Source organism: Burkholderia sp. AU32262 (assembly GCF_020419985.1).
GTDB classification, from domain to species: Bacteria; Pseudomonadota; Gammaproteobacteria; order Burkholderiales; family Burkholderiaceae; genus Burkholderia; species Burkholderia semiarida.
Window position 1 is genome coordinate 190,609 of sequence record NZ_JAIZRS010000001.1, and the last position, 25,738, is coordinate 216,346.

20 protein-coding genes are annotated in these 25,738 nt (G+C 67.9%); 5 read left to right on the forward strand and 15 right to left on the reverse strand.

What is annotated here, in order from left to right; genetic code table 11:
- Positions 1-2: 2 nt before the first annotated feature.
- Complete coding sequence (locus tag LGN10_RS00775) at positions 3-1,412, reverse strand: discoidin domain-containing protein (protein ID WP_226221224.1); 1,410 nt, start codon at positions 1,410-1,412, stop codon at positions 3-5.
- A 266-nt stretch (positions 1,413-1,678) separates the two neighbouring features.
- On the opposite strand from LGN10_RS00775, the gene LGN10_RS00780 reads away from it, so the two are divergent.
- Together LGN10_RS00780 and LGN10_RS00785 are read left to right on the forward strand one after the other, a co-directional pair.
- A complete protein-coding gene (locus LGN10_RS00780) occupies positions 1,679-3,100 on the forward strand; it encodes a PLP-dependent aminotransferase family protein (RefSeq protein ID WP_059583210.1) in 1,422 nt (473 codons plus the stop codon).
- A gap of 189 nt (positions 3,101-3,289) precedes the next feature.
- Positions 3,290-4,048: a hypothetical protein gene (locus LGN10_RS00785; protein WP_226221396.1), complete on the forward strand. Its 759-nt coding sequence runs from the start codon at positions 3,290-3,292 to the stop codon at positions 4,046-4,048.
- 164 nt (positions 4,049-4,212) lie between these two features.
- Here LGN10_RS00785 and fdhA read toward each other — a convergent pair whose 3' ends face one another.
- The 8 genes from fdhA to LGN10_RS00825 all read right to left on the reverse strand — a co-directional run bounded on the left by fdhA (position 4,213) and on the right by LGN10_RS00825 (position 14,102).
- Positions 4,213-5,409, reverse strand: a complete 1,197-nt coding sequence (fdhA, locus tag LGN10_RS00790) for a formaldehyde dehydrogenase, glutathione-independent (RefSeq protein ID WP_044844368.1) — start codon at positions 5,407-5,409, stop codon at positions 4,213-4,215.
- Positions 5,410-5,659: 250 nt separating this feature from the next.
- Positions 5,660-6,850, reverse strand: a complete 1,191-nt coding sequence (locus LGN10_RS00795; RefSeq protein WP_226221226.1) for an HlyD family efflux transporter periplasmic adaptor subunit — start codon at positions 6,848-6,850, stop codon at positions 5,660-5,662.
- A gap of 7 nt (positions 6,851-6,857) precedes the next feature.
- Entirely contained in the window at positions 6,858-8,702 is a 1,845-nt protein-coding gene (locus LGN10_RS00800) for an efflux transporter outer membrane subunit (protein WP_226221228.1), read from the reverse strand.
- An 11-nt stretch (positions 8,703-8,713) separates the two neighbouring features.
- On the reverse strand, positions 8,714-9,652 hold the full coding sequence (locus tag LGN10_RS00805; RefSeq protein WP_226221230.1) for a glycosyltransferase family 2 protein: 939 nt from the start codon (positions 9,650-9,652) through the stop codon (positions 8,714-8,716).
- Positions 9,653-9,661: 9 nt separating this feature from the next.
- Positions 9,662-11,266, reverse strand: a complete 1,605-nt coding sequence (locus LGN10_RS00810; protein ID WP_060011976.1) for a DHA2 family efflux MFS transporter permease subunit — start codon at positions 11,264-11,266, stop codon at positions 9,662-9,664.
- On the reverse strand, positions 11,263-12,546 hold the full coding sequence (locus tag LGN10_RS00815) for a glycosyltransferase (protein ID WP_226221232.1): 1,284 nt from the start codon (positions 12,544-12,546) through the stop codon (positions 11,263-11,265). The genes LGN10_RS00810 and LGN10_RS00815 overlap by 4 nt, the downstream gene beginning before the upstream one ends.
- A gap of 16 nt (positions 12,547-12,562) precedes the next feature.
- On the reverse strand, positions 12,563-13,132 hold the full coding sequence (locus tag LGN10_RS00820; protein ID WP_060011980.1) for a methyltransferase family protein: 570 nt from the start codon (positions 13,130-13,132) through the stop codon (positions 12,563-12,565).
- A 67-nt stretch (positions 13,133-13,199) separates the two neighbouring features.
- Positions 13,200-14,102, reverse strand: coding sequence for an alpha/beta fold hydrolase (locus LGN10_RS00825; RefSeq protein ID WP_059642388.1), 903 nt, complete (start codon positions 14,100-14,102; stop codon positions 13,200-13,202).
- Positions 14,103-14,823: 721 nt separating this feature from the next.
- Between LGN10_RS00825 and betI the strand changes: the two genes are divergently transcribed.
- Genes betI through betA form a run of 3 tightly spaced genes read left to right on the forward strand, consistent with a single transcriptional unit; the run spans position 14,824 to position 18,627 of the window.
- On the forward strand, positions 14,824-15,408 hold the full coding sequence (gene betI / locus LGN10_RS00830) for a transcriptional regulator BetI (protein WP_060968412.1): 585 nt from the start codon (positions 14,824-14,826) through the stop codon (positions 15,406-15,408).
- A 32-nt stretch (positions 15,409-15,440) separates the two neighbouring features.
- The gene (betB, locus tag LGN10_RS00835; RefSeq protein ID WP_059583225.1) at positions 15,441-16,910 is read left to right on the forward strand and encodes a betaine-aldehyde dehydrogenase; all 1,470 of its coding nucleotides are present in this window, start codon (positions 15,441-15,443) and stop codon (positions 16,908-16,910) included.
- A 16-nt stretch (positions 16,911-16,926) separates the two neighbouring features.
- Positions 16,927-18,627 (forward strand): choline dehydrogenase, encoded by a 1,701-nt coding sequence (betA, locus tag LGN10_RS00840; RefSeq protein WP_226221234.1) that lies wholly within the window; start codon positions 16,927-16,929, stop codon positions 18,625-18,627.
- Between the two features lie 74 nt (positions 18,628-18,701).
- Here the strand turns inward: betA and LGN10_RS00845 are convergent, their stop codons facing one another.
- The 6 genes from LGN10_RS00845 to LGN10_RS00870 form a co-directional block, all read right to left on the reverse strand.
- Positions 18,702-19,817, reverse strand: coding sequence for a hypothetical protein (locus LGN10_RS00845; protein WP_226221236.1), 1,116 nt, complete (start codon positions 19,815-19,817; stop codon positions 18,702-18,704).
- A 238-nt stretch (positions 19,818-20,055) separates the two neighbouring features.
- On the reverse strand, positions 20,056-20,559 hold the full coding sequence (locus LGN10_RS00850) for a hypothetical protein (RefSeq protein WP_059642351.1): 504 nt from the start codon (positions 20,557-20,559) through the stop codon (positions 20,056-20,058).
- Positions 20,560-20,680: 121 nt separating this feature from the next.
- Positions 20,681-21,505: an OmpW/AlkL family protein gene (locus LGN10_RS00855; RefSeq protein WP_059583231.1), complete on the reverse strand. Its 825-nt coding sequence runs from the start codon at positions 21,503-21,505 to the stop codon at positions 20,681-20,683.
- Between the two features lie 73 nt (positions 21,506-21,578).
- Entirely contained in the window at positions 21,579-22,832 is a 1,254-nt protein-coding gene (locus tag LGN10_RS00860; protein WP_226221237.1) for a DUF2957 domain-containing protein, read from the reverse strand.
- Positions 22,833-22,903: 71 nt separating this feature from the next.
- Positions 22,904-24,514 (reverse strand): DUF2957 domain-containing protein, encoded by a 1,611-nt coding sequence (locus LGN10_RS00865; protein WP_059583235.1) that lies wholly within the window; start codon positions 24,512-24,514, stop codon positions 22,904-22,906.
- A 633-nt stretch (positions 24,515-25,147) separates the two neighbouring features.
- Positions 25,148-25,444: a cupin domain-containing protein gene (locus tag LGN10_RS00870; RefSeq protein ID WP_059583237.1), complete on the reverse strand. Its 297-nt coding sequence runs from the start codon at positions 25,442-25,444 to the stop codon at positions 25,148-25,150.
- Positions 25,445-25,738: the final 294 nt, after the last annotated feature.

The following is a 25,738-nucleotide window of genomic DNA, read 5'->3' on the forward strand; positions in this document are numbered from 1 at the left end:
GCTTACGATCCCCACACCTGCATTTCGTCGAGCGAATACCCCCACTGCGTCGCCCGCTTCGTGCCCAGCATCCGCACGTAGCGGCCCTGCGCCTTCAGGTTCGGCAGCGTCACATGCCCGTACGACACGCCGTTGCTCGTCGAGTAGATCGTCGTCCAGTTCGCGTTGTCGTTCGACGTCTGGATCTGGTAGACGAGCGCACCCGCATCCCAGTACAGATCGATGCTGTTGATGGCCTTCGTCGCGCCGAGATCGACCGAGATCCATTGTGGATCGACACCCGCGCCTTCCGGCGAATCCCAGCGCGTGCTCGTCGTGTTGCCGTCGAAGGCCTTGTCCGGCGTGAGCGACGCGTTGTAGCTCGCCGACGCCGCGGCCGGCCGCCCCTGCGACAGCAGCGTGCGTGTAACGGCCGGGCCGCCGTAGTAGTTCGCGCCGAGCTTCGCCTTCGTCGCGTCGGCATTCACGCCGAACTGCGACAGGCTCCAGCGCTGCCCGGTCGTCACGTCGCCGACGTACAGCTGATAGCCGCCCGCCGTCGTCGACGAGAAGAACAGGTAGTTCGTACCGCTGACCGGCGTCGGATCCGAGTTGTTGCTCATGCAGTCGTTGAGCGCGAGCGCGCTCGGCGTCGAGGCCGGGTCGGCCGTCTTCGCATAGATCTGGTCGGCCCCGCCGCTGTCCTTCCAGCGTGCGTAGTACACCATGCCGTCCGCACGCACGGTCGGGTAGTACGTCTGCAGCCCGGCCGGACGATCGAACACGGCGGTCGCGCCGGTCGCGAGCGTGCGCTTCATCAGCCCCATGTTCGCGCCGGTGCCGGTCGCGTAGTACACGGCGCTCGCGTCCGGCGCGAGGAACGGCATCGAGTACTCGGCGCCGGCCGGTGCGTTCGTCAGGCTCACCACCGACGTGAACACCGGGCCCGCGCTCGTGTACGACAGCGTCGCCTGCTTGACGTCGCCGTTCTGCTTGAACACGAGCGTCTTGCCGTCCGTGCTGAACTTCGGATCCTCGTTGCGCGTGGCGCCCGTGCTGTGCGTCATGTTGACGGGCGGCGTGCCCGCGCCGAGCTGCAGCATGAACACGTTCCATGCGCCGTTGCTGATGCCCATGAACGCGAGCCACTTGCCGTCAGGACTGAACACGCCGTTCATCGGATCGGTGATGCCCCACGCGCTCTTGCTGAGCTGCGTCAGCGTATGGGCGGCGAAGTCGTAGAGGAAAAGCTGGCTCGTACCGTCGCCGTACTTGACGTAGCTGTGATAGACGAGCTTGCCGGTGAGCGCGGCGGGGAACGTCGCGTTCGGCTGGGCGGCGGGATTGTTGACGCAGGCTGCGGCTGCGACGCCGCCGAACAGGTTGAGGGCGATACCGGCCACGAGGCCGGCGACGAGGGTCTTCAGTTTCACGCTGGATGCTTTCGGGTAAGGTAAGGACGCCGCAGAAAAGGACTCGCGCGACACGCGCGGGCGTCACGGATTCGCGGTCGGGCAGCGTGAATTCCGTATCGGTCGGACAGCGGGAACAAAGCTTGCGAGAGGATGCCCGCTTGTCAGACGAAAGAACAGGATCAGAGCGCTCACAAAACATGCGGATCAGCGATATGGGGCGCGCTTGCACGTGACGGCTGCCGTACTACTCTTTGTCATCGAGGTCCAACGGCCGGAGGGCACGCATGAAGCGCTATGCGGTGCTGGCAAAGACGATCGCCGACGCCATCCGGCGCGGCGACCTGGCGGCCGGCGCGCGCATCCCTACCGTGCGCGCGGCATGCCGCGCATATCGGGTGAGCCCGTCCACGGTGTTTCGTGCGTACTACGCGCTCGAAAGCGAGGGCCTGATCGTCGCGCGGGCGCGCTCCGGCTATTTCGTCGCGAATCTCGCGGACAAGCACGTACGGTTCGGCCGCGATCCGCCGCGCAAGCCGGCCGCCGTGCAAGCCGACGACGATGACGCGCTGCCCCGCCTGCTCGATTCGCTCAAGTGCGACGACATCGTGCCGCTCGGCTCGGCATTCGCGAGCTATTCGCTGTTTCCGATGAGCAGCCTGTGGCGTCACGTGGCGTCGGCCGCCCGCCACATGGATCGCACGAAACTGCTGGAGGGCCTGCCGCCCGGCTACGACCCGCTGCGCCGTCAGATCGCGTTGCGCTACCTGAACGCGGGTGCGTCGCTGCCGCTGGAGGAAATCGTCATCACGACGGGGGCGATCGAAGCGCTGACGCTCAGTCTGCAGGCGCTGACACGTCCGGGCGACATCGTCGCGATCGAGCGGCCGGCATTCCACGCGGTGTTGCAGGCCGTCCAGTGCCTGCACCTGAAGGCCGTCGAGATTCCGGTCGACCCGCGCACGGGCCTCGACCTGGACGCGCTCGCCGAGGCGCTCGATACGCATCCGGTGCGCGCGTGCTGGTTCATGACGTCGCTCCACAATCCCACCGGCGCGACGCTGACCGACGAGCGCAAGCGCGCGCTGATCGACCTGCTCGCGTCGCGCGGCGTGCCGCTGATCGAGGACGACGTGTATGGCGAACTGCAGTTCGGCACGGCGCCCACACGCCCCGCGAAACTGTATGACGATAACGGGCTCGTCCTGCATTGCGGGTCGTTCTCGAAGTGCCTCGCGCCCGGCTTCCGGATCGGCTGGGTCGCGGCCGGTCGCTTCGTGGGGCAGATCCGGCAGGCCAAAGGCGCGAGCGCGCCGGCCGCCGACGTCCCCGCGCAGATGGCGATTTCGAGCTACCTGCGCGACGGCGCATACGACCGGTTCCTGCGCAAGCTGCGGCGCAATCTCGCCGCGCACCAGGCGCAGATGTTGTCGGCCGTGCGCGCGTATTTTCCGGCGGACACCGAAGTGTTCGCGCCGCGCGGCGGGTATTTCCTGTGGATCGAGTTGCCGCCGCACGTGGATGCGATGCACCTGTTCGGCGATGCGATGGAAAGCGGCGTCAGCATCGCGCCCGGGCCGCTCTTCTCCGCGACCGGCGGCTTTCGCCGCTATGTGCGACTCAACTACGGGCGGCCGTGGACGCCGGCGGTCGAGCGCGCACTGGAGACGCTCGGCACGCTCGCGGCGCGGCAGCGGCACGGCGGTTAGCACGAAACGAGCGGCACGCGACGCGCGAGAAGCGCCTTGCGTTTCGCGCGCGAGCGACAAACAATGAAGCGGAAGGCAGCCGCGGACGAACGGGTTCCAAGCGTCCGATGTTATGGAGAATCTCATGAACGCCGCATGCGAACGACCGTCGATGTGCAGCCCGACGATAGCGTTCATCGGTTGCTGACGATGCGCGTCCTGCCCAATCGAAGCGTCCGCGCGCGCGATGCGTGGCGTGCCGTGCTGAATGCGCGCGCCGAATCGCGGCACGCGACGTGCTGCCGCTGCCGCGAATGCGGCTTCGTCGCGTTCCGCGCACTCGAGCACTGCCCCGTCTGCGGTCAATGGAACGGGCCGTTCGAGCCGATCGATCGCCGACCGGCCGACGCACACGCCGCGTACGCGCCGCGGTCGTTCCACACGTGGTCGTCGCGCGTCGCCCGCGCACTGCGCAACGCGGCTTTCCAGCGGCCGCGCGCGTCGAGCGCGCCGATCCTGAGCATCCTCACGCTCGTGCTGCTCGTCGGCGGCTACGTGACGGTCGACCAGACCTGCAAGGCCGATCCCGTTTGTCGCGGGTCCGGTGCGCCGGCCGCCGTCGCGACCGAAACCGGGTTGCCCGCGTCGAGCGATCCGTTCCTGCCCGTCTTGCCCGCACCCGTCTACCCGTTCCATTCGCCCGATGCAACGCAAGTGGCGGCCGATCCGCAGCAGGGCGCCCCGGTCGCCGTCAAACCCACTCGCCCGATGGCGGTTGCGCAAGCCGCGCCGTCGTTGCGCGTGCCTGACCGGACGCGCGCCGGCGCAGTCCGCGAGGCCGACTGGAAAGGCAACCGCGACACCGCCCATCGCACGCGCGCGATCCGCCGCGTCAGCGCGCACACCGGGCGTGCACGTCGCGTCGCGGCCAGCCACGCCGAAATCGCGAAGCTCTATCGCGGTCACTGAGCGTGGCCCGGGCCCGCGCGCGACGACGATCGCCGCGACGCCGCACGATCCGGGTCGCCGGTCGCCGCGTTGCGCTGCCCTTCGCTCCCGCAACGAAAAACGGGCGGCCCGTTTCCGGAGCCGCCCGTTCTCGCGTCACGCGTCGCGTGTCGAACGCCAGCGCATCACGCCGCCAGCAACCCGTGCGGATCGATGACGAATTTGCGCGGCGCGCCGCCGTCGAACTTCTTGTAGCCTTCCGGCGCCTGGTCGAGCGAAATCACTTCGACGTTGACGATCTTTGCGATCGGCAGCCGGTCGAACAGGATCGCCTGCATCAGGTTGCGGTTGTACTTGAGCACCGGCGTCTGGCCCGTGAAGAACGAATGCGACTTCGCCCAGCCGAGGCCGAAGCGGATGCTCAGGCTGCCGTGCTGCGCGGCCTTGTCCTTCGCGCCCGGATCGTCCGTCACGTACAGGCCCGGGATGCCGATCGCGCCGGCCGGGCGCGTGATCTCCATCAGCGAGTTCAGCACCGTCGCGGGCGCTTCCTCCGAATGGCCCGATGAACCGTGGCCGTGCGCCTCGAAGCCGACGCAATCGACCGCGCAGTCGATCTCGGGCACGCCGAGGATCTGCTCGATCTGCTCGCCGAGCGACGCGTCCTTCGACAGGTCGACCGTCTCGAACCCCATCGCCCGTGCGTGCGCGAGGCGTTCCGCATTCATGTCGCCGACGATCGTCACGGCCGCGCCGAGCAGGCGCGCCGATGCGGCCGCCGCCATGCCGACCGGGCCCGCGCCCGCGATATAGACCGTCGAACCGGGCTTCACGCCCGCGCTCACCGCACCGTGATAACCGGTCGGCAGAATGTCGGACAGGCAGGTCAGATCGCGGATCTTCGCCATCGCCTGATCGCGATCCGGGAATTTCAGCAGGTTGAAATCGGCATACGGCACGAGCACGTATTCGGCCTGGCCGCCGATCCAGCCGCCCATGTCGACGTAGCCGTACGCGCCGCCCGCACGCGACGGGTTCACGTTCAGGCACACGCCCGTATGCGTGTCCTTGCACATCGCGCAGCGGCCGCACGCGACGTTGAACGGCACCGACACGAGATCGCCGATCTTCAGCGTCTCGACGTCGCGGCCCACTTCGACCACTTCACCGGTGATCTCGTGACCGAGCACGAGGCCGATCGGCGCGGTCGTGCGGCCGCGCACCATATGCTGGTCGGAGCCGCAGATGTTCGTGCTGACCACCTTCAGGATCACGCCGTGGCCGATCGCGCGGCCGGTCGGGTCGACCATCTTCGGATAATCGATTTTCTGGACTTCGACCTTGCCCGGCCCAAGATAGACGACACCTCGATTGCTGCTCATCGTATTGTCTCCATGTCTCGTTGGATGGCGCGGCGGCGCGCCGGCTCATGCGGCGCACACGCAACGTGCTGTTCGAGAGTAGTCCGGGAGGCAGGGGCGCCGATGTCTCAAACGCGACATGCGTTTGATCGGCGCCGACATCGATGGCGAAATACGAAAGTCGGGCGGGAAACGACGGGGACGCCCCAGGTGAGAAACGCACCGGGGTCGGACCAGCCCTCGCGGCCTGCCGCCGCCGCGACGGCGGGCGCTACCCGCGCTGATTCTCGCGGATGATCGCGGCGGCGGCGGCCTCCGCATCGCTCGCGACGCCGTCGTGCACGCGCGTGCTGACGGCCGGCGTCGGCGGCTCGCTGTCGAGCGCGTGGCCGTTGCGGTCGTGCGTGTCGACCGTCGCGCGCATCGACAGCCCGACGCGCAGCGGATGCGCGGCGAGGTCGCGCGGATCGAGCGCGATCACGACCGGCACGCGCTGCACGACCTTGATCCAGTTGCCGGCCGCGTTCTGCGACGGCAGCATCGAGAACGCGCTGCCCGTGCCCGCCGAGAAGCCCTGCACGCGGCCGCGATAGGCGACGCGCGAGCCGTAGAGATCCGACACGACCTCGACCGGCTGCCCGACGCGCATGTGGCGAATCTGCCCTTCCTTGAAATTCGCCTCGACCCACAGCCGGTCGAGCTGCACGATCGACATCAGCGGCACACCGGGCCCGACCTGCTGGCCGACCTGCACCGAGCGCTGCCCGATCGTGCCGTCGACCGGCGCGACGATCGTCGTGCGCTTCAGGTTCCGGTACGCGAGCTTGAATTGCGCAGCCGCCTGCACGACGGCCGGGCTTTCGTCGACGGGCAGCTTGCTGCCGAGCGCGCGCGCCGCGTCGAGCTGCGCCTGCGCGGCCGCGAGGTTCGCCTGCGCGCCGGCCACCGCCGCGCGGGCCCGCGCCAGTTCTTCGGGCGCGACGATTTCGACCGATGCGCCCGAGCGCGCGGCCAGCGCGCGCTGCGCCAGCGACAGGTCGGCGCGGCGCGCATTCACGGCCTCGACGTACATCGTGTTCGAGATCTTCGCGTTCGCGACCTGCCGCACCGCCTGCGCGAGCTGCGCCTTCGCCTGCGCGAACGCGACGGACGCCTCGGTGTCATCGAGCTTCACGAGCGTCTGCCCCGCGCGCACGGCCTGCGTATCGGCGACCTGCACGTCGGTCACGGTGCCCGGAATCTGCGCGGCGACCTGGACGATGCTGCCCGCGACGTACGCGTCGTCGGTGTCTTCGTCATAGCGGGCGCTCGACAGCCAGTACGCGATCCACGCGATCGCGGCCAGCAGCACGATCGCGAGGAACACGGTGAAGCGCTTGCGGCGCGTCGCGCGGCGTGCATCGAGGGCCGGGTCGTTCAGCGCGGCCGGCGACGCGGCGGAATGAAGGTTGTCGTGGTGCATCAGTTCATCAGTCGCTCTGCGTGACGATCAGACGATCGTGCTGGAACACGGGAATCGCGGGCATCGGCGCCGGGCCCGACATCGGACTCGCCGAGGCCGTACGTGCGAGAACGGGGGTGCCACGCGGCGTCGCGTCGGAGTGGGTCGCACCGACCGTGGACGGGCGCGTGGTGTCGTCGCGTCGTGCGGATTCAGGCGTGGACACGGCCCTCGTCGTGGCGGCGGCCGGTGAAACCGTGGCGCTCCGCGCGGGCGAGTCGTTCGACGGGCCGGCTACCGCTACCCGGTTCGCGGCCACGGCGGCCGGCGCGCCGCGTCCGGCCGCCGCCCCGCTGCGCGCCCGCCGCACGGCCGGCGCTTGCGCCTGCGCGACCGTTGCGCCCGCATCGAACCCGCCGCCCAGCGCGCAGATCAGCCCAACGCGCAGCGTCCGCTGCTTGCCGAGCAACGCGATCATCTGCGCGCGCTCGTCGATCAGCGTGAGATCCGCGACATCGACGTCCTTCTGCATCAGCACGCCGCGCCGATGCCGGTCCGCCGCGATCTGCACGATCTTCTGCGCGGCCGCGACCGCATCCTGCTGCTGCGCGACGAGCGTCTGCGACGTCTGCAGCGACGTGACGAGTTGCGCGACCTGCCCGAGCGCGTCGTCGACGGTCTTGTTGTACAGCCCGATCGCGACGTCGGCCTGCGCGACGTCCGCGCCGAGCTTCGCCTTCAGCCGGCCGCGATCGAAGATCGGCAGCGAGATCGCGGGGCCGACGGAGCCGGCGAGCGAATCGCGCGAGAACAGCGACGCGGGCGTCAGCGCGAACACGCCGCCGAGCGCGACGAGGTTCACATCCGGATAGAACTGCGCGCGCGTCGAGTCGGCGTTCGCGAACGCGGCCTCGACCCGCAGCCGCGCGGCGACGATGTCGGGCCGGCGGCCGAGCAGATCGGCCGGCAGCCGGGCGGGCAGCGCGCCGCCCGCGAACGCGCCCACGCGCGGCCGCTGCAGCGCGAGCCCGCGCTCCGGGCCGCGGCCCGACAGCACGCCGAGTTGCAGTTGCGCGAGCTTGATCTGCTCGTCGTTCAGCGCGATCTGTTCGAGCAGGCGGCTGCGCTTGATCGCCGCGTCGCTCGCGTCGTACGCATTGTCGAGGCCACGCGCGGTGCGCTCGCGCAGCACGGCCGTCACGCGCTGGCTGATCTTCAGCTTCTGCTGCAACAGGTCGCGCACCGCATACGCCTGATCGAGCTGGCAATACACGGTGACGATCGCGACGGCGAGCGTGAGCCGCACCTGTTCGGCCTCGACGCCGGCGGCGTCGCGCAACGACATCAGGCTCTTCGTCGCCGCGCGGTTCTTGCCCCACAGGTCGAGCTGGTAGTTCAGTCCGACGAAGATCGACGACGGCGACACGTTCGGATCGCCGAAAATCTGTACCGGCACGCGATAGCCGCCGGCCGTCACGTCGGCGATGTCGCCGGGCTTCGGCATCCGCGCGCGGCTGATCGTCGCGCCGGCCGTGCCCGTCAGCCCGGTCAGCGAATCGAACTGCTGAAGCTGCGCCTGCGCGATACGCAACCGCCCCTGTGCAACCTGCACATCGGGACTGTTCCGCGACGCCTCGGCCACCAGGTCGTCGAGCTGCGGATCCTGTAGCTGCTTCACCCAGTCGGGCGCCGGCCACGCGCCGTTCGCGCCGGGGCCGGCGGTATGCACGAGCGCATCGTCGGCCGGCGCGCGCAGCGACAGCGACGGCAGGAAGCCCGACGGCACGCATCCGCCCAACGCGAGCAATGCCGCGGCGGCCGCGATCATCGCGCCGCCCTTCACGCCACGCGGCGAACCCGCCGCTTGCTTCATCCGACGCATCGTCACCCCTGCCGAACGCGCTGCGCCCGCGCGGCCAGACGCGGCCGCGTGCGCTCGAGCGGGCCGAGCCGGCCGAACAGGCCGTCCGCGACGCCGAACAGGATGCCGGCCAGCTTCGCGCGCTTGTCGCGCTCGACGAGCGCGATCTGCACCACCTGCCACACGGTCAGCAGGTTCGGCACGAGCGCCACCGGAAAACGCAGCCCGTACTGCATCCCGAGCTGCACCGCATTGCGCGCGCTGTAGTAGCGCCGTTGCCATGAATGGTTCATCGACGTCATTTCAAAAGGGCCGATCGCGTGCCGCCGTTTCGCGCCGATCCGGTGCGACAGCACCAGCGACGGCACGACATAGAGCGGCACGTTGCGCGACAGCGCGCGGAAGCTGTATTCGGTATCGACGTGATCGATGAACAGCGTCTCGTCGAAGCGGCCAAGCACGTCGAACGCATCGCGCGACACGACGCAGCCCGACGAAATCAGGAACGCGCAGCGCTGCATCGGCGCGCCCGGTTCGATGCGCAGGCGGCGCAGGCCGATGCCGTTCGTCGCGAGTTCCGGCAGGAAGCTGCGCGCGTTCTCGTCGAAGATGCGCGGGCCGGCGAGGAACGCGCGCCCGCCAAGCCCCGCGCAGACCTCGCGCATCGTCGGGAAATACGCGGCCGGCACCGACGAATCCTGGTCGAACAGCGCGACCGCATCGACGCGGTCGCGAAACAGCGCCGCGAGCCCTGCGTTGTACGCGCCCGCGATGCCGCCGCGATTGCCGTGATGCAGCAGCGCGATGTCTTCACGCGCGCACAGGTCGCGCACCCGTGCATCGGTCTGCGGCGTGTTGTCGACGACGAGCAGCGCATCGCACGCGTGCCGCCACGCGCGCAGCGCGTCGAGCTGTGCGTCGCTAGGGTGATACAGGATCACGAGTGCGCCGAGTGTCGTCATGGTCTCTTCTCAATGTCCGAACGATGCGGCCGCGCCGCGTTTCGGCCGCGTCAGCCACATCATCGCGGCGAGCGCGAGACACGTCATGCTCGCCATCCAGAACATGTCGTTGGTCGCCATCATGTAGGCCTGCTGCATCACGACGTGATGCAGCGTCGTCAGCTCGCGCACGCCGTCCACGCCCATCGCGTTCAGCGCATGCACGAAGCGGTGCGTGTTCGCCGACGCATGCGTGACCGATTGGGACACGACGTCGTAGTGATAGGTCGCGCGGTTGTCCCACAGCGTCACGCTCATCGCGGTGCCGAACGCGGCCGACAGCGTGCGCAGGAAATTCGACAGGCTCGACGCGGCGGCGAGCCGGTCGTCCGGAATGCGCGACAGCGTCGCGGCGGTCAGCGGAATGAAGAAGCACGGCAGCCCGATCCCCTGGATCAGCCCGGGTGCTGCGATCTGCGCGAACGTCATCTTCAGCGTGAAATGCGCGTCCCACGCGAGCACGGCCGCGAACACGAGAAAGCCGAACGTCGCGAGCACGCGTGCGTCGAAACGGTGCGCATGCAGCCCGACGAGGATCGAGAACACGAGCGCGAGCACGCCGAGCGACGCGGTCGCGAGCCCCGCATGAAACGCGTTGTAGCCCATCACGGCCTGCATCCACAGCGGAAACACCACGCCGACCACGGAGAAGCTCATCATGCCGAGCGAGATGATCAGCACGCAGAACGAGAACGTGCGGTCGCGAAACAGGCTCAGGTCGACCACCGGATGCGCTTCGCCCGCTTCCCAGATCAGCAGCGACACGATCGCAAGCGCCGCGACCACCGCGAGCGTGACGATCAGCGGCGAATCGAACCAGCCGCGGTCGTGGCCGAGATCGAGCATCGCCTGCAGCGAGCCGACGCCGATCACGAGCAGCACGATGCCCGGCACGTCGATCGGGCCCGCCGCGCCGCGCTGCGCGTCGGGGCGCAGCATCGCGGTGCACACCGCGAACGAGAACAACCCGATCGGCAAGTTGATCAGGAAGATCCACGGCCACGAAAAGTTGTCGACGATCCAGCCGCCGACCACCGGCCCGAAGATCGGCGCGAGCAGCACCGTCATCGCCCATAGTGCGAGCGCGATCGTACGTTTGGCCGGAGGAAAGGCGCGCAGCAGGATCGTCTGCGACAGCGGCACCATCGGCCCCGAACACAGGCCCTGCAGCGCGCGGCAGATCACGAGCACGTGCAGGTCGCGCGCGAGCCCGCACATCAGCGACGTCAGCGTGAACAGCAGCACCGCGCCGACGAACAGCCGCAGTTCGCCGACGCGGCGTGCGAGCCAGCCGGTGAGCGGCACGGCGATCGCGGCCGCGACCGAATACGAGCTGATCACCCACGTGCCCTGGCTGTTCGATACGCCGAGACTGCCGGAGATCGCCGGCACCGCGACGTTCGTCACGGTCGAGTCGAGCACTTCGATGAACGTCGCGAGCGACAGCGCGAACGTCAGCAGCGCGAGCCGGATGCCGCGCACCGGCTGCGTGGCCGGCTGCGCGGCCGTCGCGGGCGGCACGTCGAACGCCGGCGGCGCGGCGGCCCCGTCGTGAAGCGGCGACGCGGCGCTCATGCGCCGGCCACCGCGACATCGGCCCGCGCGGCCGCTCGTCCGCGCTTCGGCACGAACCGTTCGATGAAATCGGCGGCCGCGCCGCAGCCGTCCGGCGCGGCCGCGAGCAGCGCGCGCGTGCGCTCCACATGCACCGCGAACGCGGGTTCGTCGAGCACGCGCGCGAGCGCCGCGCCGAGCCGCGCGCCGTCGAGCGGGCCGTCGACACGCAGGCCGCAGCCGTTCGCGACGACGCGTTGCGCGTTGTCGAACTGATCGTGCGCGAACGGCGTAACGACCTGCACGATGCCGGCTTCGCACGCGAGCGCCGCCGTGCCGATCCCGCCGTGATGTACGAGCGCGCGGCAACGCGGCAGCAGCGTGCGCATCGGCACGAAGCGGCGCACGAGCAGCCGGTCGCCGTCCTGCGCCGCATCGTGCGGCGTCAGCAGGATCCCGCGCGCGCCGGTCGCGCGCAGCGCCTGCGCCACCGCGCGCGCATAGGCCGCATGATCGACGAGCGTCGAACCGGCCGTGAACACGACCGGGGCTTCGCCGGCCGCGAGAAACGCATCGACTGCCACATCGTCGTCGGGTGTCGCGATATCGTTGAACAGCGGAAAACCGCTTTGCAGATGATTCGACGGCCAGTCGGGCTGCGGCGGCGCGAACCAGCCGGGAAACAGACACAGCACGCCGTCGGTCGAATGCAGCCAGCGGCCGAGCACGCGCCGCGCGGGCGCGAGCCCGAGCCCGCGGCGCACCGCGTCGAGCGCCGGGCCGCACACGCGGTCCAGCACCTGGCGCTCGATCAGCGTCATCAGCGCCGACTTCACCGGCAACGGCCAGCGCGCGGGTATCGTCAGGCGCGGGTGGGTCGGCGGTGCATGCGCGGACAGCAGCGTCGACGGCGACACCTGCACCGACACGTACGGCGTGCCGTGCAGCTCCTGCATGAAGCGCGCGGAGAACGCCCACAGCGTGCCGACCAGCACCGTGTCGGCATCGGTCAGCGCGCGCAGCGTGTCGTAATGCGGGCGCAGCGTCGGCGCGATCACCTGCCACAGCGTGCGGAACGACGTCCGCGGATCCCACAGCGCCGGGTTCGCCATCGCCGCGTCGTAGTCGGCCGCGGTGCCGACCGGCACGAACGCGAAGCCGCAGCGGCGCACGGCCGCCTCGAACGGCGCATGCGTGCAGAACACGACCTCGTGGCCGCGCGCGGCGAGCGTGTGCGCGATGCCGAGCAGCGGATGCACGTCGCCCGCCGAACCGATCGCGGTCACGATCATCTTCGCCATCGCGCGCCTCGCGGGGTCAGTAGAAGCCGGGGATCAGCGCCGCGACCTCGCGGCGGTACTGCGTATAGGCCGGCCCGAAATGCCCGGTCAGCCAGCTCTCCTCGACGCGCACCTTGTACGCGAGCGACGCGAACACCAGCAGCACGCCGATCGCGCCGCGCCATTCGCCGCCGATCAACGCGGCGCCGACCAGCGCGATCAGGCAGCCGGTGTAGATCGGGTGACGCACGAGCGCATACGGCCCCGTACGGACGAGTTCGTGGTTTTCCTTCAGCGTGACCGACACGCTCCAGTTCGTGCCGAGGTGCAGCCGCGCCCATACCGAAAACAGCAGGCCGGCCACCAGCACCGCGAGCCCGCACTGCGCCTGCAGCCCGAAGCGCTGCCAGTCGGGCGTGAGCGCCTGCCACGACGGATCGGGCAGGATGATCAACGCGCCGCCCACGATCAGCGGAATCGACTGCAGCGTGCGCGAGCGCGACGCCTCCTTGCGCACGGTCGTCTTGACGCCCTGCGACGTGGCGATCCAGTACGCGAGCCACGCGGCCCACGGAACGACGATGGCGATGGTCTGAACGATATTCACGGCTGGCCTGCCTCGTTGGGATGGGAATTCGGATGCGCGGGACGCGCCCGCTGCACGACGGATGGCGTCACGACGAAAGCGCATGCATCGGCGCGGGCACGCACGCGTGCGCGGCGGCACGTGCGACGCCGGCCGCGGCAGATGCCTCGCCGCAGAAGAACTCGAGCAGCGCGGTACGGGTGGACTCGCGCTGCGCCCGGCCTTCGATGTCGAGGAAGTGGCCCGCGTCCGGCACCGTCGCGAACCGCGCGCGCGCCACGTGCGCGCCGAGTTGCCGCACGTCGGCCGGCGTCGTGTATTCGTCGCGCTCGCCGTTCAGGAACAGCAGCTCGCAGCCGATGTTCGCGAACTCGCTGAAATAGCGCTCGGGCTGCAGCGACAGGATCTGGTCGACGTGGAACGCGACCTGGTCCTGCTCGTCGCGCGGCAAGCGCGTGAGATACCGGTAGTTGTACAGCTTCATGATGCGCGGCAGATAGCGGCCGACGGTGTCGTTCAGCAACTGCGCGGCCTTCAGGTTCTCGCCGGCCGCGATGTGATCGCGGGCGCGCGTCACGTAGTCCACCATCGCGTCGTTCAGGAATGGCGAGAACGAACAGATCGCCGCGCGCCGCACGCTCGGGCAGCCGCGCGCGAGCGCGAACAGCGACGCGACGCCGCCCCACGACACCGACACGAGGAACGCCGGCGCGAAGCGCTCGACCAGGTACTGGAGGATCGCGGCTTCGTCGTCCTTGGTCAGGATGGAGCAGCCGGGGTTGTGCTGCCGCGACTGCCCCGCATACGGCAAATCGAAGCAGATCGTGTTCATCCGCTCGCCGAGATACTGGACGGTCTGGCCGAACGACGCGGTCGTCGCGAGCGCGCCGTTGACGAGCATCGCCGTGTCGAAGGCCGGGTCGAACACGTTCCGTTCGACGTAGACCTTCAGACCGTTCGGCAGCGGGACCACGTGTTTTTCGGTCGGCATCGTCGTTCTCCGGTGAGTGCGGCGTCTCGACGTCGCGGCATGCTGCAGGTGCACAATGGTCGGCGCCGGGTCCGTACGCGATCGATCGACGCGCGCGATTGCCGACGCACCGCGGCAATCGCCCGCGGCGCCATTCATTCCTCGTGGTGCGGCGCCATACTAATACGGTCGACATTGCCCACTCAAGTCATTCCAAAAATCCCTCTACTCGACCATGAAATACGCCGAATTCAAATTGATTTATCGATTTCTATGGTATGCGGAATCCATCCGAGGACGATCGCAATCGTTTGCGCGCAACGCTCCTTAGCGCCGAAAAATCCATATTTGTACTTATTTTTCAACTACTTATTGAGTTTAAATCACCGAATTCAAACGACATTCACAAAACCGCAAGAATTCACAATCCGATTTGGCAATTTCACATCGTGAATAATATTACAGACCTCGACATTCTTTCGCCCTGTAATGAAATCGAGCGCAGAAACGGTCCTCCGCATTGCATCATTTTTTCACGGCGCGTTTTAAACAGATTCAAATTTAATTAACCTTCTTTCAATTCGTTTTTCCGCACTCGCACATGGCTCCGGGCGTGACGAGTCGTTCCGTTTGGAACACGGCCCGCCGTTCAGCCCCGATTTTTTGTTGATTGAACAATCAATAAAAAACCGCTAAGCTCTCGACTTCCATGAACGGCCCGTCCGGGCGAAGGGGAGTCGCGATGCCGAAAGTCGGAATGCGGGAGATACGCCGCGCCCAGTTGATCGATGCCACGCTGCGCTCGATCGACGAAGCGGGCCTGCCCGGCACGACGCTCGCATCGGTCGCGCAACGCGCGAACATCTCGACGGGCATCGTCAGCCATTACTTCGGCGACAAGGACGGCCTGCTCGAAGCGACGATGCGGCACGTGCTGCGCGACCTCTGGTCGGCCACCACGCGCCGCCGCGCCGCCGCACGCAAGGACCCGCGTTCCCGGTTGCGTGCCGTCGTCGCCGCGAACTTCGACGACACGCAGGTCAGCGCGCCGGTGATGAAGACATGGCTCGCGTTCTGGTCGCAGAGCATGCACGACCCGATGCTCAAGCGGCTGCAGCACGTCAACACGCGGCGCCTCCATTCGAACCTGTGCGCCGAATTCGCCAAGGCATTGCCGCGCACGAAAGCGCGCGAAGCCGCCAGCGGCCTCGCCGCGCTGATCGACGGCCTGTGGCTGCGCGGCGCGCTTGCCGGCGGCCCGATCGACACCCGAGCCACGTTGAAGCTCGCCCACGATTACATCGACCTGCTGCTCGCGTCCAACTGACGCGCCACGCAGTCGCCTACCAGGAGATCCTCATGTCCGTATACGGTTTGCAGCGCCTCTACATCGGCGGCGGTTACGTCGACGCCACCAGCGGCAAGACTTTCGACACCTTCGACCCGGCCACCGGCGAGCTGCTCGCGCAGGTGCAGCAGGCGAGCGCGGCCGACGTCGACCGCGCCGTTGCGTCCGCGCGGGAAGGCCAGCGCGAATGGGCGGCGATGACCGCGATGCAGCGCTCGCGCATCCTGCGCCGCGCGGTCGACCTGCTGCGCGAGCGCAACGACGAGCTCGCGGCCATCGAAACGCGCGACACCGGCAAGCCGATCGGCGAGACGCTCGCGGTCGACATCGTCACCGGCGCCGACGTGATCGAGTACTACGCGGGCCTCGCGACCGCGATCGAAGGGCTGCAGGTGCCGCTGCGCGCCGAGTCGTTCGTCTATACGCGCCGCGAACCGCTCGGCGTGTGCGCGGGCATCGGCGCATGGAACTACCCGATCCAGATCGCCTGCTGGAAGACGGCGCCCGCGCTCGCGGCCGGCAACGCGATGGTGTTCAAGCCGAGCGAAGTCACGCCGCTGACCGCGCTGAAGCTCGCGGAAATCTATACGGAAGCCGGCGTGCCGGCCGGCGTGTTCAACGTCGTGCAGGGGGACGGCTCGGTCGGCGCGCTGCTCACCGGCCACCCGGACATCGCGAAGGTGTCGTTCACCGGCGGCGTCGAAACCGGCAAGAAGGTGATGTCGCTCGCCGGCGCATCGTCGCTGAAGGAAGTGACGATGGAGCTCGGCGGCAAGTCGCCGCTGATCGTGTTCGACGATGCGGACCTCGACCGCGCGGCCGACATCGCGGTAACCGCCAACTTCTTCAGCTCGGGCCAGGTCTGCACGAACGGCACGCGCGTGTTCGTGCACCGCTCGATCAAGGACGCGTTCACGCAGAAGGTGCTCGAACGCGTGAAGCGCATCCGCGTCGGCAAGCCGACCGACGCCGACACCAACTTCGGCCCGCTCGTGTCGGCCGCGCAGCTCGACAAGGTGCTCGGCTTCATCGAAAGCGGCAAGGCAGAAGGCGCGAAGCTGCTCGCGGGCGGCACGCGGCTGACCGACGGCCACTTCGCGAACGGCCAGTACGTCGCGCCGACCGTGTTCGGCGATTGCCGCGACGACATGAAGATCGTGCGCGAGGAAATCTTCGGGCCGGTGATGAGCATCCTCGATTTCGAATCGGAGGACGAAGTGATCGCCCGTGCGAACGACACGCACTATGGCCTCGCGGCCGGTGTCGTGACCGAGAACCTGTCGCGCGCGCACCGCACGATCCATCGCCTCGAAGCGGGCATCTGCTGGATCAACACGTGGGGCGAATCGCCGGCCGAGATGCCGGTTGGCGGATACAAGCAATCGGGTGTCGGACGCGAGAACGGCATCACGACGCTCGAGCACTACACTCGAATCAAGTCGGTGCAGGTCGAGCTCGGCCGCTACAACCCGGTGTTCTAATACAAGGAGAGCCGTCATGACGACACGCGAATACGACTATATCATCTGCGGCGCAGGTTCCGCGGGCAACGTGCTCGCGACGCGCCTGACGGAAGATCCGAACGTCACGGTGCTGCTGCTCGAAGCGGGCGGCCCCGACTACCGCTTCGACTTCCGCACGCAGATGCCGGCCGCCCTCGCCTACCCGCTGCAGGGCCGCCGCTACAACTGGGCATACGAGACCGATCCCGAGCCGCACATGGACAACCGCCGGATGGAATGCGGCCGCGGCAAGGGGCTCGGCGGCTCGTCGCTGATCAACGGGATGTGCTACATCCGCGGCAACGCGCTCGACTACGACAACTGGTCGACGCACAAGGGCCTCGAGAACTGGACGTATCTCGACTGCCTGCCGTACTTCAAGAAAGCCGAGACGCGCGACGTCGGCCCGAACGACTATCACGGCGGCAGCGGCCCCGTGTCGGTCACGACCAGCAAGCCGGGCGTGAACCCGCTGTTCGAAGCGATGGTCGCCGCGGGCGTTCAGGCCGGCTATCCGCGCACCGACGACCTGAACGGCTATCAGCAGGAAGGCTTCGGGCCGATGGACCGCACCGTCACGCCGAAGGGCCGCCGTGCGAGCACCGCGCGCGGCTACCTCGACCAGGCGAAGATGCGGCCGAACCTCGAAATCGTCACGCATGCGCTCGCCGACCGCATCCTGTTCGACGGCAAGCGCGCGTCGGGCGTCACGTACCTGCGCGGCACCGAGCGCGCGACCGTGCATGCGCGCCGCGAAGTGCTCGTGTGCAGCGGCGCGATCGCGTCGCCGCAACTGCTGCAGCGCTCGGGCGTCGGCCCCGGCGCATGGCTGAAGGAACTCGACATTCCCGTCGTGCTCGATCTGCCCGGCGTCGGCCAGAATCTGCAGGACCACCTGGAGATGTACATCCAGTACGAGTGCAAGGAGCCGGTCTCGCTGTACCCGGCGCTCAAGTGGTGGAACCAGCCGAAGATCGGCCTCGAATGGATGCTGAACGGCACGGGCCTCGGCGCGAGCAACCACTTCGAGGCGGGCGGCTTCATCCGCACGCGCGACGACGACCCGTGGCCGAACATCCAGTATCACTTCCTGCCGGTGGCGATCAACTACAACGGCTCGAACGCGATCGAGATGCACGGCTTCCAGGCGCACGTCGGCTCGATGCGCTCGCCGAGCCGCGGCCGCGTGAAGCTGCGCTCGCGCGACCCGAACGATCACCCGAGCATCCTGTTCAACTACATGGCCGAAGCGCTCGACTGGCGCGAGTTCCGCGATGCGATCCGCGCGACGCGCGAGATCATGCGGCAGCCCGCGCTCGACCGCTATCGCGGCCGCGAGCTGAACCCGGGCGCCGACTGCAAGAGCGACAAGGAACTCGACGCATTCGTGCGCGCCCGCGCGGAAACCGCGTTCCATCCGTCGTGCTCGTGCAAGATGGGTTACGACGACATGGCGGTGGTCGATGAGGAAGGCCGCGTGCACGGGCTCGACGGGCTGCGCGTCGTCGATGCGTCGATCATGCCGATCATCACGACCGGCAACCTGAACGCCCCGACGATCATGATCGCCGAGAAGATCGCCGACAAGATCCGCGGCCGCACGCCGCTCGCGCGGGTCGACGTGCCGTACTTCGTCGCGAACGGCGCACCGGCGCGCAATGTCGCGAAGGCCGTGCGGCAACCCGAGACCGTCTGATCGATCCAGCGCCCGCACCGGGCGCCGCGATACCCTCCCCCGCGGCTCGCGGCGTTCTCGCCCCGAGCCGCGTTTCATTGCGTCTTCCCGATTGCGCCGCCTGCCCGGGTTACGGAAACGCCCCGCATCCGTTTCGCGCGCACGATCGGGTTCCTGCGCGACGTCAGGCTCATCGCGTCGCGCAGGCGCTCGAACGCCGCATCGTCCTTCGGCCCGAAGCGGCTGACCGCCGGCCACGCGAGCACGTGATCAAGCCATTCCCGCCATGCGTCGCCATGGAAGCCGCGGCCGATTTCCCGCACCGTAGCCGGCGCGGCGATCATGACGCCCGCCAGCAGGTAGTAGGCCCAGAAACTGCCGGCACCTGTCAGTCGATCGAGCCGGCACACGGATAGCGCGGCGAACAGCCCGTCCACCGACGCAAGATCGGCGCGGTGCGTGCGGATCGCCCGCGCGACGAGGTTGTGCCGGCCGCCGTACGCCTGAACCGAAACGCCGTTGCCCGCGGCTAATTCTGCCGAAAACATCGCGAATGCGGCCATCTCGTCGATGCGCGCCGCATCGTCGCGCGGGCCGCATGCGCGCAGCACGATCGCGTCGATGACGGCGCCGGGACGAGTCGGTGCTTCCGTGCTCGTTGCCACGACCGCGGCGAGCCTGTCTCCCAGGTTCTTCGCATTGGGTGTGTCGCGCTGCCCGTCGGGTTCGCTCGCGAGGCGTGCGCCCGCGTCTTCGCCGCTGCATTCGACGCCATCGGCAATCCGTTCGAGCGCGGCCCAGCCGACGTCCGGATCGTCGAATGCGCAGGCATCGATCAGGCCGTGCGCGGTGTCGAATACGGCACGCGAGCCCGGGCAGCGACGTTCGGCTTCGGCGAGTTGCCGGACGGAAGGCACGTGCGAGCACGCGCCGAGCGGATCGGCCGGGTCGCATGCGCAGCCGCCGCCATCGGTCGCGATCCACGGGACGAGCCGGTGCAGGGCCGCGGTCGCTTCGCGGGAGAGGCTCGCGCCAGTTCCCGCACGTCGCGCGTGCGACGCGACGACGGGCGGGTCGCCGGCGTCGCTCGCGGTCATCGCGCAGGCCGCCGTGTCGAGATGGTCGATCAGGTACTGCAGCCACGCGGCCGTGCGCAGCCGGTCGGGCGTCGCGCCGTGGGCATCGCCATACTTTGCTGGATCGGTAAGCATGGTTCCGGCCAATTGGAATAGTCTCGTTTCAATCGAATCGGGAGGCGCGGTGCGTCACGCCTGCCCTGCAGGTCCGCCCGTGCCGGATCTCGACACGGGCGGCCAACCGGCCGTCACGCGGATAAGCGCGACGACGCGAATACATCGAGGAAGCGAAAGCGACAACCCGCGTGCGAACCGCCCGATCCTCACGCACGGCCCTCCCGCGCGGCGGGTCCCCGCTTCGGTCGCGCGCCGCTTACTGCACGTGGAACTTCGGCGACGTCAGGATCGTGCCGCCCACCGTGCAGTCCGGCGTCAGCGTGGCGTTGTTGAACGTCAGCGACGAGTTCGCATCGCTCCACGCCATCACGACCTTGCTCGGCCCGCACGTGCCGAGCAGCGTGACGTTCACCTTCACGTTGTTGATCGACAGTTGCGTCGTGCTGTCGGCCTGCCCCGTCCACGGCGACGTGCTGCTCGCGCTGCCGCTGATCAGGCCGCACGTCGCGCCGCCCGTGAACGTCGTCGAGGTGATGTTGACGATACCGGTCGACGTGATGGTGCCGTTGAACGTCGCATTGCAGGATGCGGTAATCGATCCCTTGCTGAGGTTCGTGAGCCCCGTCGCCGAGAAAGGCTCGCCGTTCGGATTCATCGGTTGGCCGTCGGCGCGCGACACGGTGACGGCGAAAGCAGGCGCGGCCGAAACCGCGGTGAAAGCCACTGCAGCAACAAGCGATACGATTTTGCGAATGCTCATTTGAACTGCCCCCTCTCTTCACAAATGGCGGCACGCCGCCAGGAACGCGACCTTCCGGCCGGAACGATCCGGCCGGTTGGTCACAGGAAGCCGCCGGCACGCGTCATGCGCGCCGGTCGGCTCAGAACTTGTAGGAAATCCCGACGAACGTGATCAACGGGTCGGCCTTCAACCGCGTGCGCGTGGTCGCGAGCGTCGAGCCGTCGGCCGCCTTGATCACGAGCGACGAGTACGTCTTCAGCGGCATGTACGTCAGCGTCGCCGTGAGTCCCCAGTGCTTGTCGATCGCGTAGCTCGCGCCGACGTTGTAGACCGGCGTGAACGACGACGACGCCTTGCCCTCCACCGACGTCGCGCCCGGCTTGCCGGCGCCGGCCGCGAGCACGCTGCCGAGGTTCTCGTTGATGTCCTTCGCGAAGTTGCCGTTCAGTTCGATGTTGCTGAACCAGCTGTAGGCCACGCCGATCCCGACGAACGGGCGAAACCTCGCCGTCGGCGAATTGAAGTAGTACTGCAGGATGATCGTCGGGCTCCACTGCCGCGCATTCTTCACGGCCGGCTGGTTCGCCGACTTGTCCATGTCGACGTTGCCGAGCGCGCCGGCCGGGCCCGGTGGCTTGATCACGCCGTGGCCCGTCAGCGTGAACTCGGGCGGCACGCCGAGCACCGACGTCACCGCGATGTGGTCGGTGAAGAAGTGCGTGAGCGTGAGGCCGACCGTATCGGCGTTGTTGACCGTCAGGCTCGTGCCCGGCGACGTGAACGAACCGGGCAGACGCAGCGGCCCGTTGATCGGCATGTTCGCGAGATTCGTCGTGAGCCCGTTGGTCGAATCCTGCGGCATGATGTGCAGCCAGCCCAGCGTCGCGACGTTGTCGCCCGCCTGCTGGGCCGATGCGAGCGTCGACGCGCCTGCGACGACACCCGCGACAATCAGCTTCTTCATGAAGTCTCCCCCTCGTTCCGTCGGGGCGCCGCGTAGTCGCGCGCGGCGCCGCCATGTCTCCATCCACACGCGGTCACTGCACGAACGCGCCGACCGTGAAGTACGGGTTGCGCGTATCGGCCATGTCGAGGAACCCGAACACGCCGCCGGTGAACACGAACTTGCCGGTCGCCGGCCCCGACGCCGCGTCCGCATGCACGGTCGTCACGACGCCCGGCACCTTCTGCGTGTAGTCGAGGTTCAGCGCGCGCGTGAGCGCGGCCTGCGACGCGTTGAACGGATCGAGCAGCGTCGCCTGCGCACCGACGAGCGCGGTCGCGCGGTAGTTGAACGCGCTGTCCACGCCCGTGTACTCGCCGTCCTGCGAACCCTGCGCGATCGCCGTCCGCGGGCTCAGGAACGAGATGCCCGATTCGTCGTCCGCGCTCGGCGGGCCCTGCGTGAGGTCCGCGTTCGCGGCGCCGGTGCGGATGAAGATCGGCACGAGCTGGTTGCGCAGCTTGCCGACGATCAGGATCCCCTTGCCGGCCTTCGCCGGATCGAGCGCGGCGAGCGTCGGCGGAATCTGCGGCTGGTAGTTCAACGACTGGAACGCCGGCGCATCGGGGCGCAGCGTGAACGGCTGGTTCACGGTCGCGCTCGACGCAAGCGGCTGCCCGCCGTTCTTCTTGCCGAAGTTGTCGGTTTCCGTATAGCTGCCGTCCGCGTTGATCGTCACCGTCTGGTCGAGCGCCACCGGCTGGAAGTTCTGCGACGGCACCTGGTGATAGCCGAGCTGGTTGTACGTGCCGGCGATCTTCGTCAGATCGGTTTCCAGCGACGAGAAGCTGATGAACGGGTAGTACGGGAACGTCGTCTTCGGAATCTTGCCGACGCCGATCACGCCGTCGAACTGGATCGTCGCGCCGGGGATCGCGCCGCCCAGCACGCCTTCGCCGAGGAACAGCCGCGCGGGCCGGCTCGGGTCGAGGCTCGCGTTCTGCATCCGGAACGTGCACTGGTTCAGCTTCACCGTCGGCAGCCCCGTCTCGTCGGCCAGCGTGCCGTCGACCACGTTCGCCGGTGCGGTGTCCCGCGTCGGCTGCACGGTACCCGTGGTGGTCGGCACCGGCGATGCGAGGTAGGTCATCCGGTACGTCATCTTCGTCGTGTCGAGCTGTACTTTCACGAGCTCGCCCGACCCCGAGCCGCCGACGAACACCGTGTTGTAGTCGATCGTCTGCGGGCACAGCCGGACCACCGGCGCGGGCGGCGGGTCGCCGTCGCCGCCGCATGCGGCCAGCACGGGCGCGAGCGACGCCGCGGCCATCCAATGCTTCAAATTCATAGGAATCCTCTTGAAATTCGGTTCGCCGGCGGCGACGCGTGCGCCGCCGGTGCTACGTGTTCAATGCGGGGTTACTGGACGAACGCGCCGACCGTGAAGAACGGATTGACCTTGTTGTTGTTGACGACCATCGCGTAGACGTTGCCGGCCGTCACGAGCCAGCCCGTGTCGCCCTTGCTGAAGATCGCCACGTTGCCGTTCGCGCCCTTCGCGTTGAAGTCCTGCGTGGCGGTCACCTTGATCTTGCCGGGCGTGGCCTGCGCATAGTCCAGCGCGAACTGCGAGGTGACCGACGACGTCTGCGGATCGATGAACGCCGCGGTATTGCCCTGGAACAGCGTGGACGTATAGTTCGCGGCCAGCGTCGACACGGCGGTACCGTCGTTGCAGCTTCCGGCTTCCGACATGAACACGCCGTTGACGAACGCACCAGGAAGGTCCGGGTGCGGGACGGACGGATCGAAGCTCGGCCGCGCCAGCGCGATCGCGTTCGGCTGCCCGTTGGAGGTCACGATGCCGCATGCCGATGCGCTGGTCGCGCCGATGTAGCCGCCCTTCAGCGAATTCGCCGCGATCGCGCTGGCCGACGACAGCATCGAGATCCCGACTTCGGCATCCGCGACCGACGCGAGCAGGTTGGTCGGATCGACGTGCGTGTAGCCGACACGAATCACGATCGGCACGCGTACGCCGTTCAGCTTGCCGACGATCATGATGCCCTTCGCCTGACTCGGCGCAATCACGAGCGATGCGCCCTGCCCCGCGACCGGATACACGAGCGTGCCGAACTGGTCCGGGACCGCGCTGCTCACGAACACGTTGTCGGCCGACCCGTCCGCGTTCTTGCGCAGCACCCACGGCGACCCGGTCGTCTGGCACGAGTAGTCGCTGCCCTGGGTAATCGTGCATGAGCCGTCCGCATTGAGCGTCTGGTTCCAGTTGACGACGTCCGGCTCCCAGCCGACCGGCCCGCTCGAGCTCTGGCCATTGCCGCCGAGCGGCGACAGATGAATGCCGACCTCGTTGTAGTTCCCCGCGACCTTCGAGAAGTCGGTTTCCGTTTCGACGAAGCCGATGAACGGATAGAAGTCGAACGTGCGCGACGGCACGGTGCCGAGGAACAGGCCCGGTACGATCTCGATGCCCGGGAACGCGATCGTCGCCCCCGGAATCCCGCCGCCCACCACGCCGTTGCCCACGAACAGCATCGGCGGATCCGCACGGTTGATCGTCACCGCATACGCGCCGTCGCTCGTCGCGCCGCTGTCGAGCACGAACGCGCAGCGGTTCTGCTCGGCCGTCGGAAGATTGGTCGGATGGTGGAACGCGCCGCTGATCGTCAGGCCCGCGCGCGTGTCGTTGACTTGCCCTGCCGAGGTCGGCACCGACGATTCGATGAACTGCATCTGATACGTGAGCTTCGTCGTGTCGAACTTCACCTTCACGTACTCGCCGCTGCCGGCGCCGCCCGTGTACGTCGTCGTGTAGTCGAGCGCGTCCGGACACAACTTCGTCACGACGGGCGGCGTCGTGTCGGCGCCGCTCGGCCCGCATGCGCTGCCCGAGCACTGCGGCACGGTGATCGGCCCCGGATCGTCGCCGCCGCCGCAACCGGCGACGAACGGCAGCGCCAGCACCGCACACGACAGGATCGCCTTCCGCCATTCAGGAATGCAAATCATCAACCCCTCCTTTTCAGGTACGACAAGTCTCGTCCGGCCGGGCTGCATGGCCCGCCGGTTGGTATCGCGCCGCAGCACGGACGCGCGGCGCATGATGGGTGAGCGCATCGCCGCCGCGATGCCGTTCACGCACATGCGGCACACGCCGCGGCGGCGGACAAGCGCGCTCCCGCGGCGCCGTCATGCGGCACGGCGCCGTCGGAACGATCGAAACGGAAAGTGGCTTGGCCGCTGCGGCTTTGCCGCTACACGGCGAGGCGACGATGCAGGCACGCGATCCGCGGCGCGCCTGCATTCGGCGAAAAATCGGGAAACGGCAGTCCGGCTGGCCCGGCGGATAGGCGTCTCATGATGTGGTCTCCATACGTACGCTTGATTCGTTATCGTGATGCGTCGTTCGTCGAGACTATGATCGGACCATTCCCACAAGTAAATGGATGCAGAGTTCCAAACGAATGAACCCGCGCAATCCTAGCGTTTGTACGGTATTTAACAGATTTTCAAACGGCCTTCATTTTATTTGCTCAGACAAATACCCGGCCCGTGGAACGCGCGTTTGAACGGCAGCCGCCAATCCTCGCCGAGCCAAGCCGGCCGGCCCTGGGCGGCACGCACGCATGCTGCGGCGCAACCTCACACGTCGATGATCGCGAGCGTGCCGTGGCTGCCGGGCAGCACCGCGTGGCGCGTGCCGGCGTGCGCGAGGTACATCTGTCCGGCCCCGACCACGACCGTTTCTCCGTCGACCTCGAGCATCAGCGTGCCGTCGAGCACCAGCAGCCCCTCGTTGTAGTCGTGCACTTCCGCTTGGTAAGGCTGCGCATCCATGCGCAATACCTTGATCCGGGCCGGCCCCACTTCGCCGACGATCGTGGATTTCCATGCGGCGGCCTGTGCGTCCGCCACGGATTTGAAATCGACCAAGGACATGCGCGCCGCTCCCTATCACGATGAAAGGAACGCATTATCGCGAGCGCCGCATGTGCCGTCCCGGTACGGCGCGACGGCCGGCAGGCAGCACAGTCGGTCGGCATGTCGGGCAGCCACGCCGGGCGCGGCCCGATACACGGAAAAGAACCCCGATTGTTCGCATCTTTCAACTAAAACATCGAATCATTGGGAAATCCGCACGTAATCCACGCAAATCCGGCACCGACGCTGCCCGACTTTTCCATCAGAATGCATTTCGATGTGCCGATTGCTAATATGGCGGTCCCGCGATCC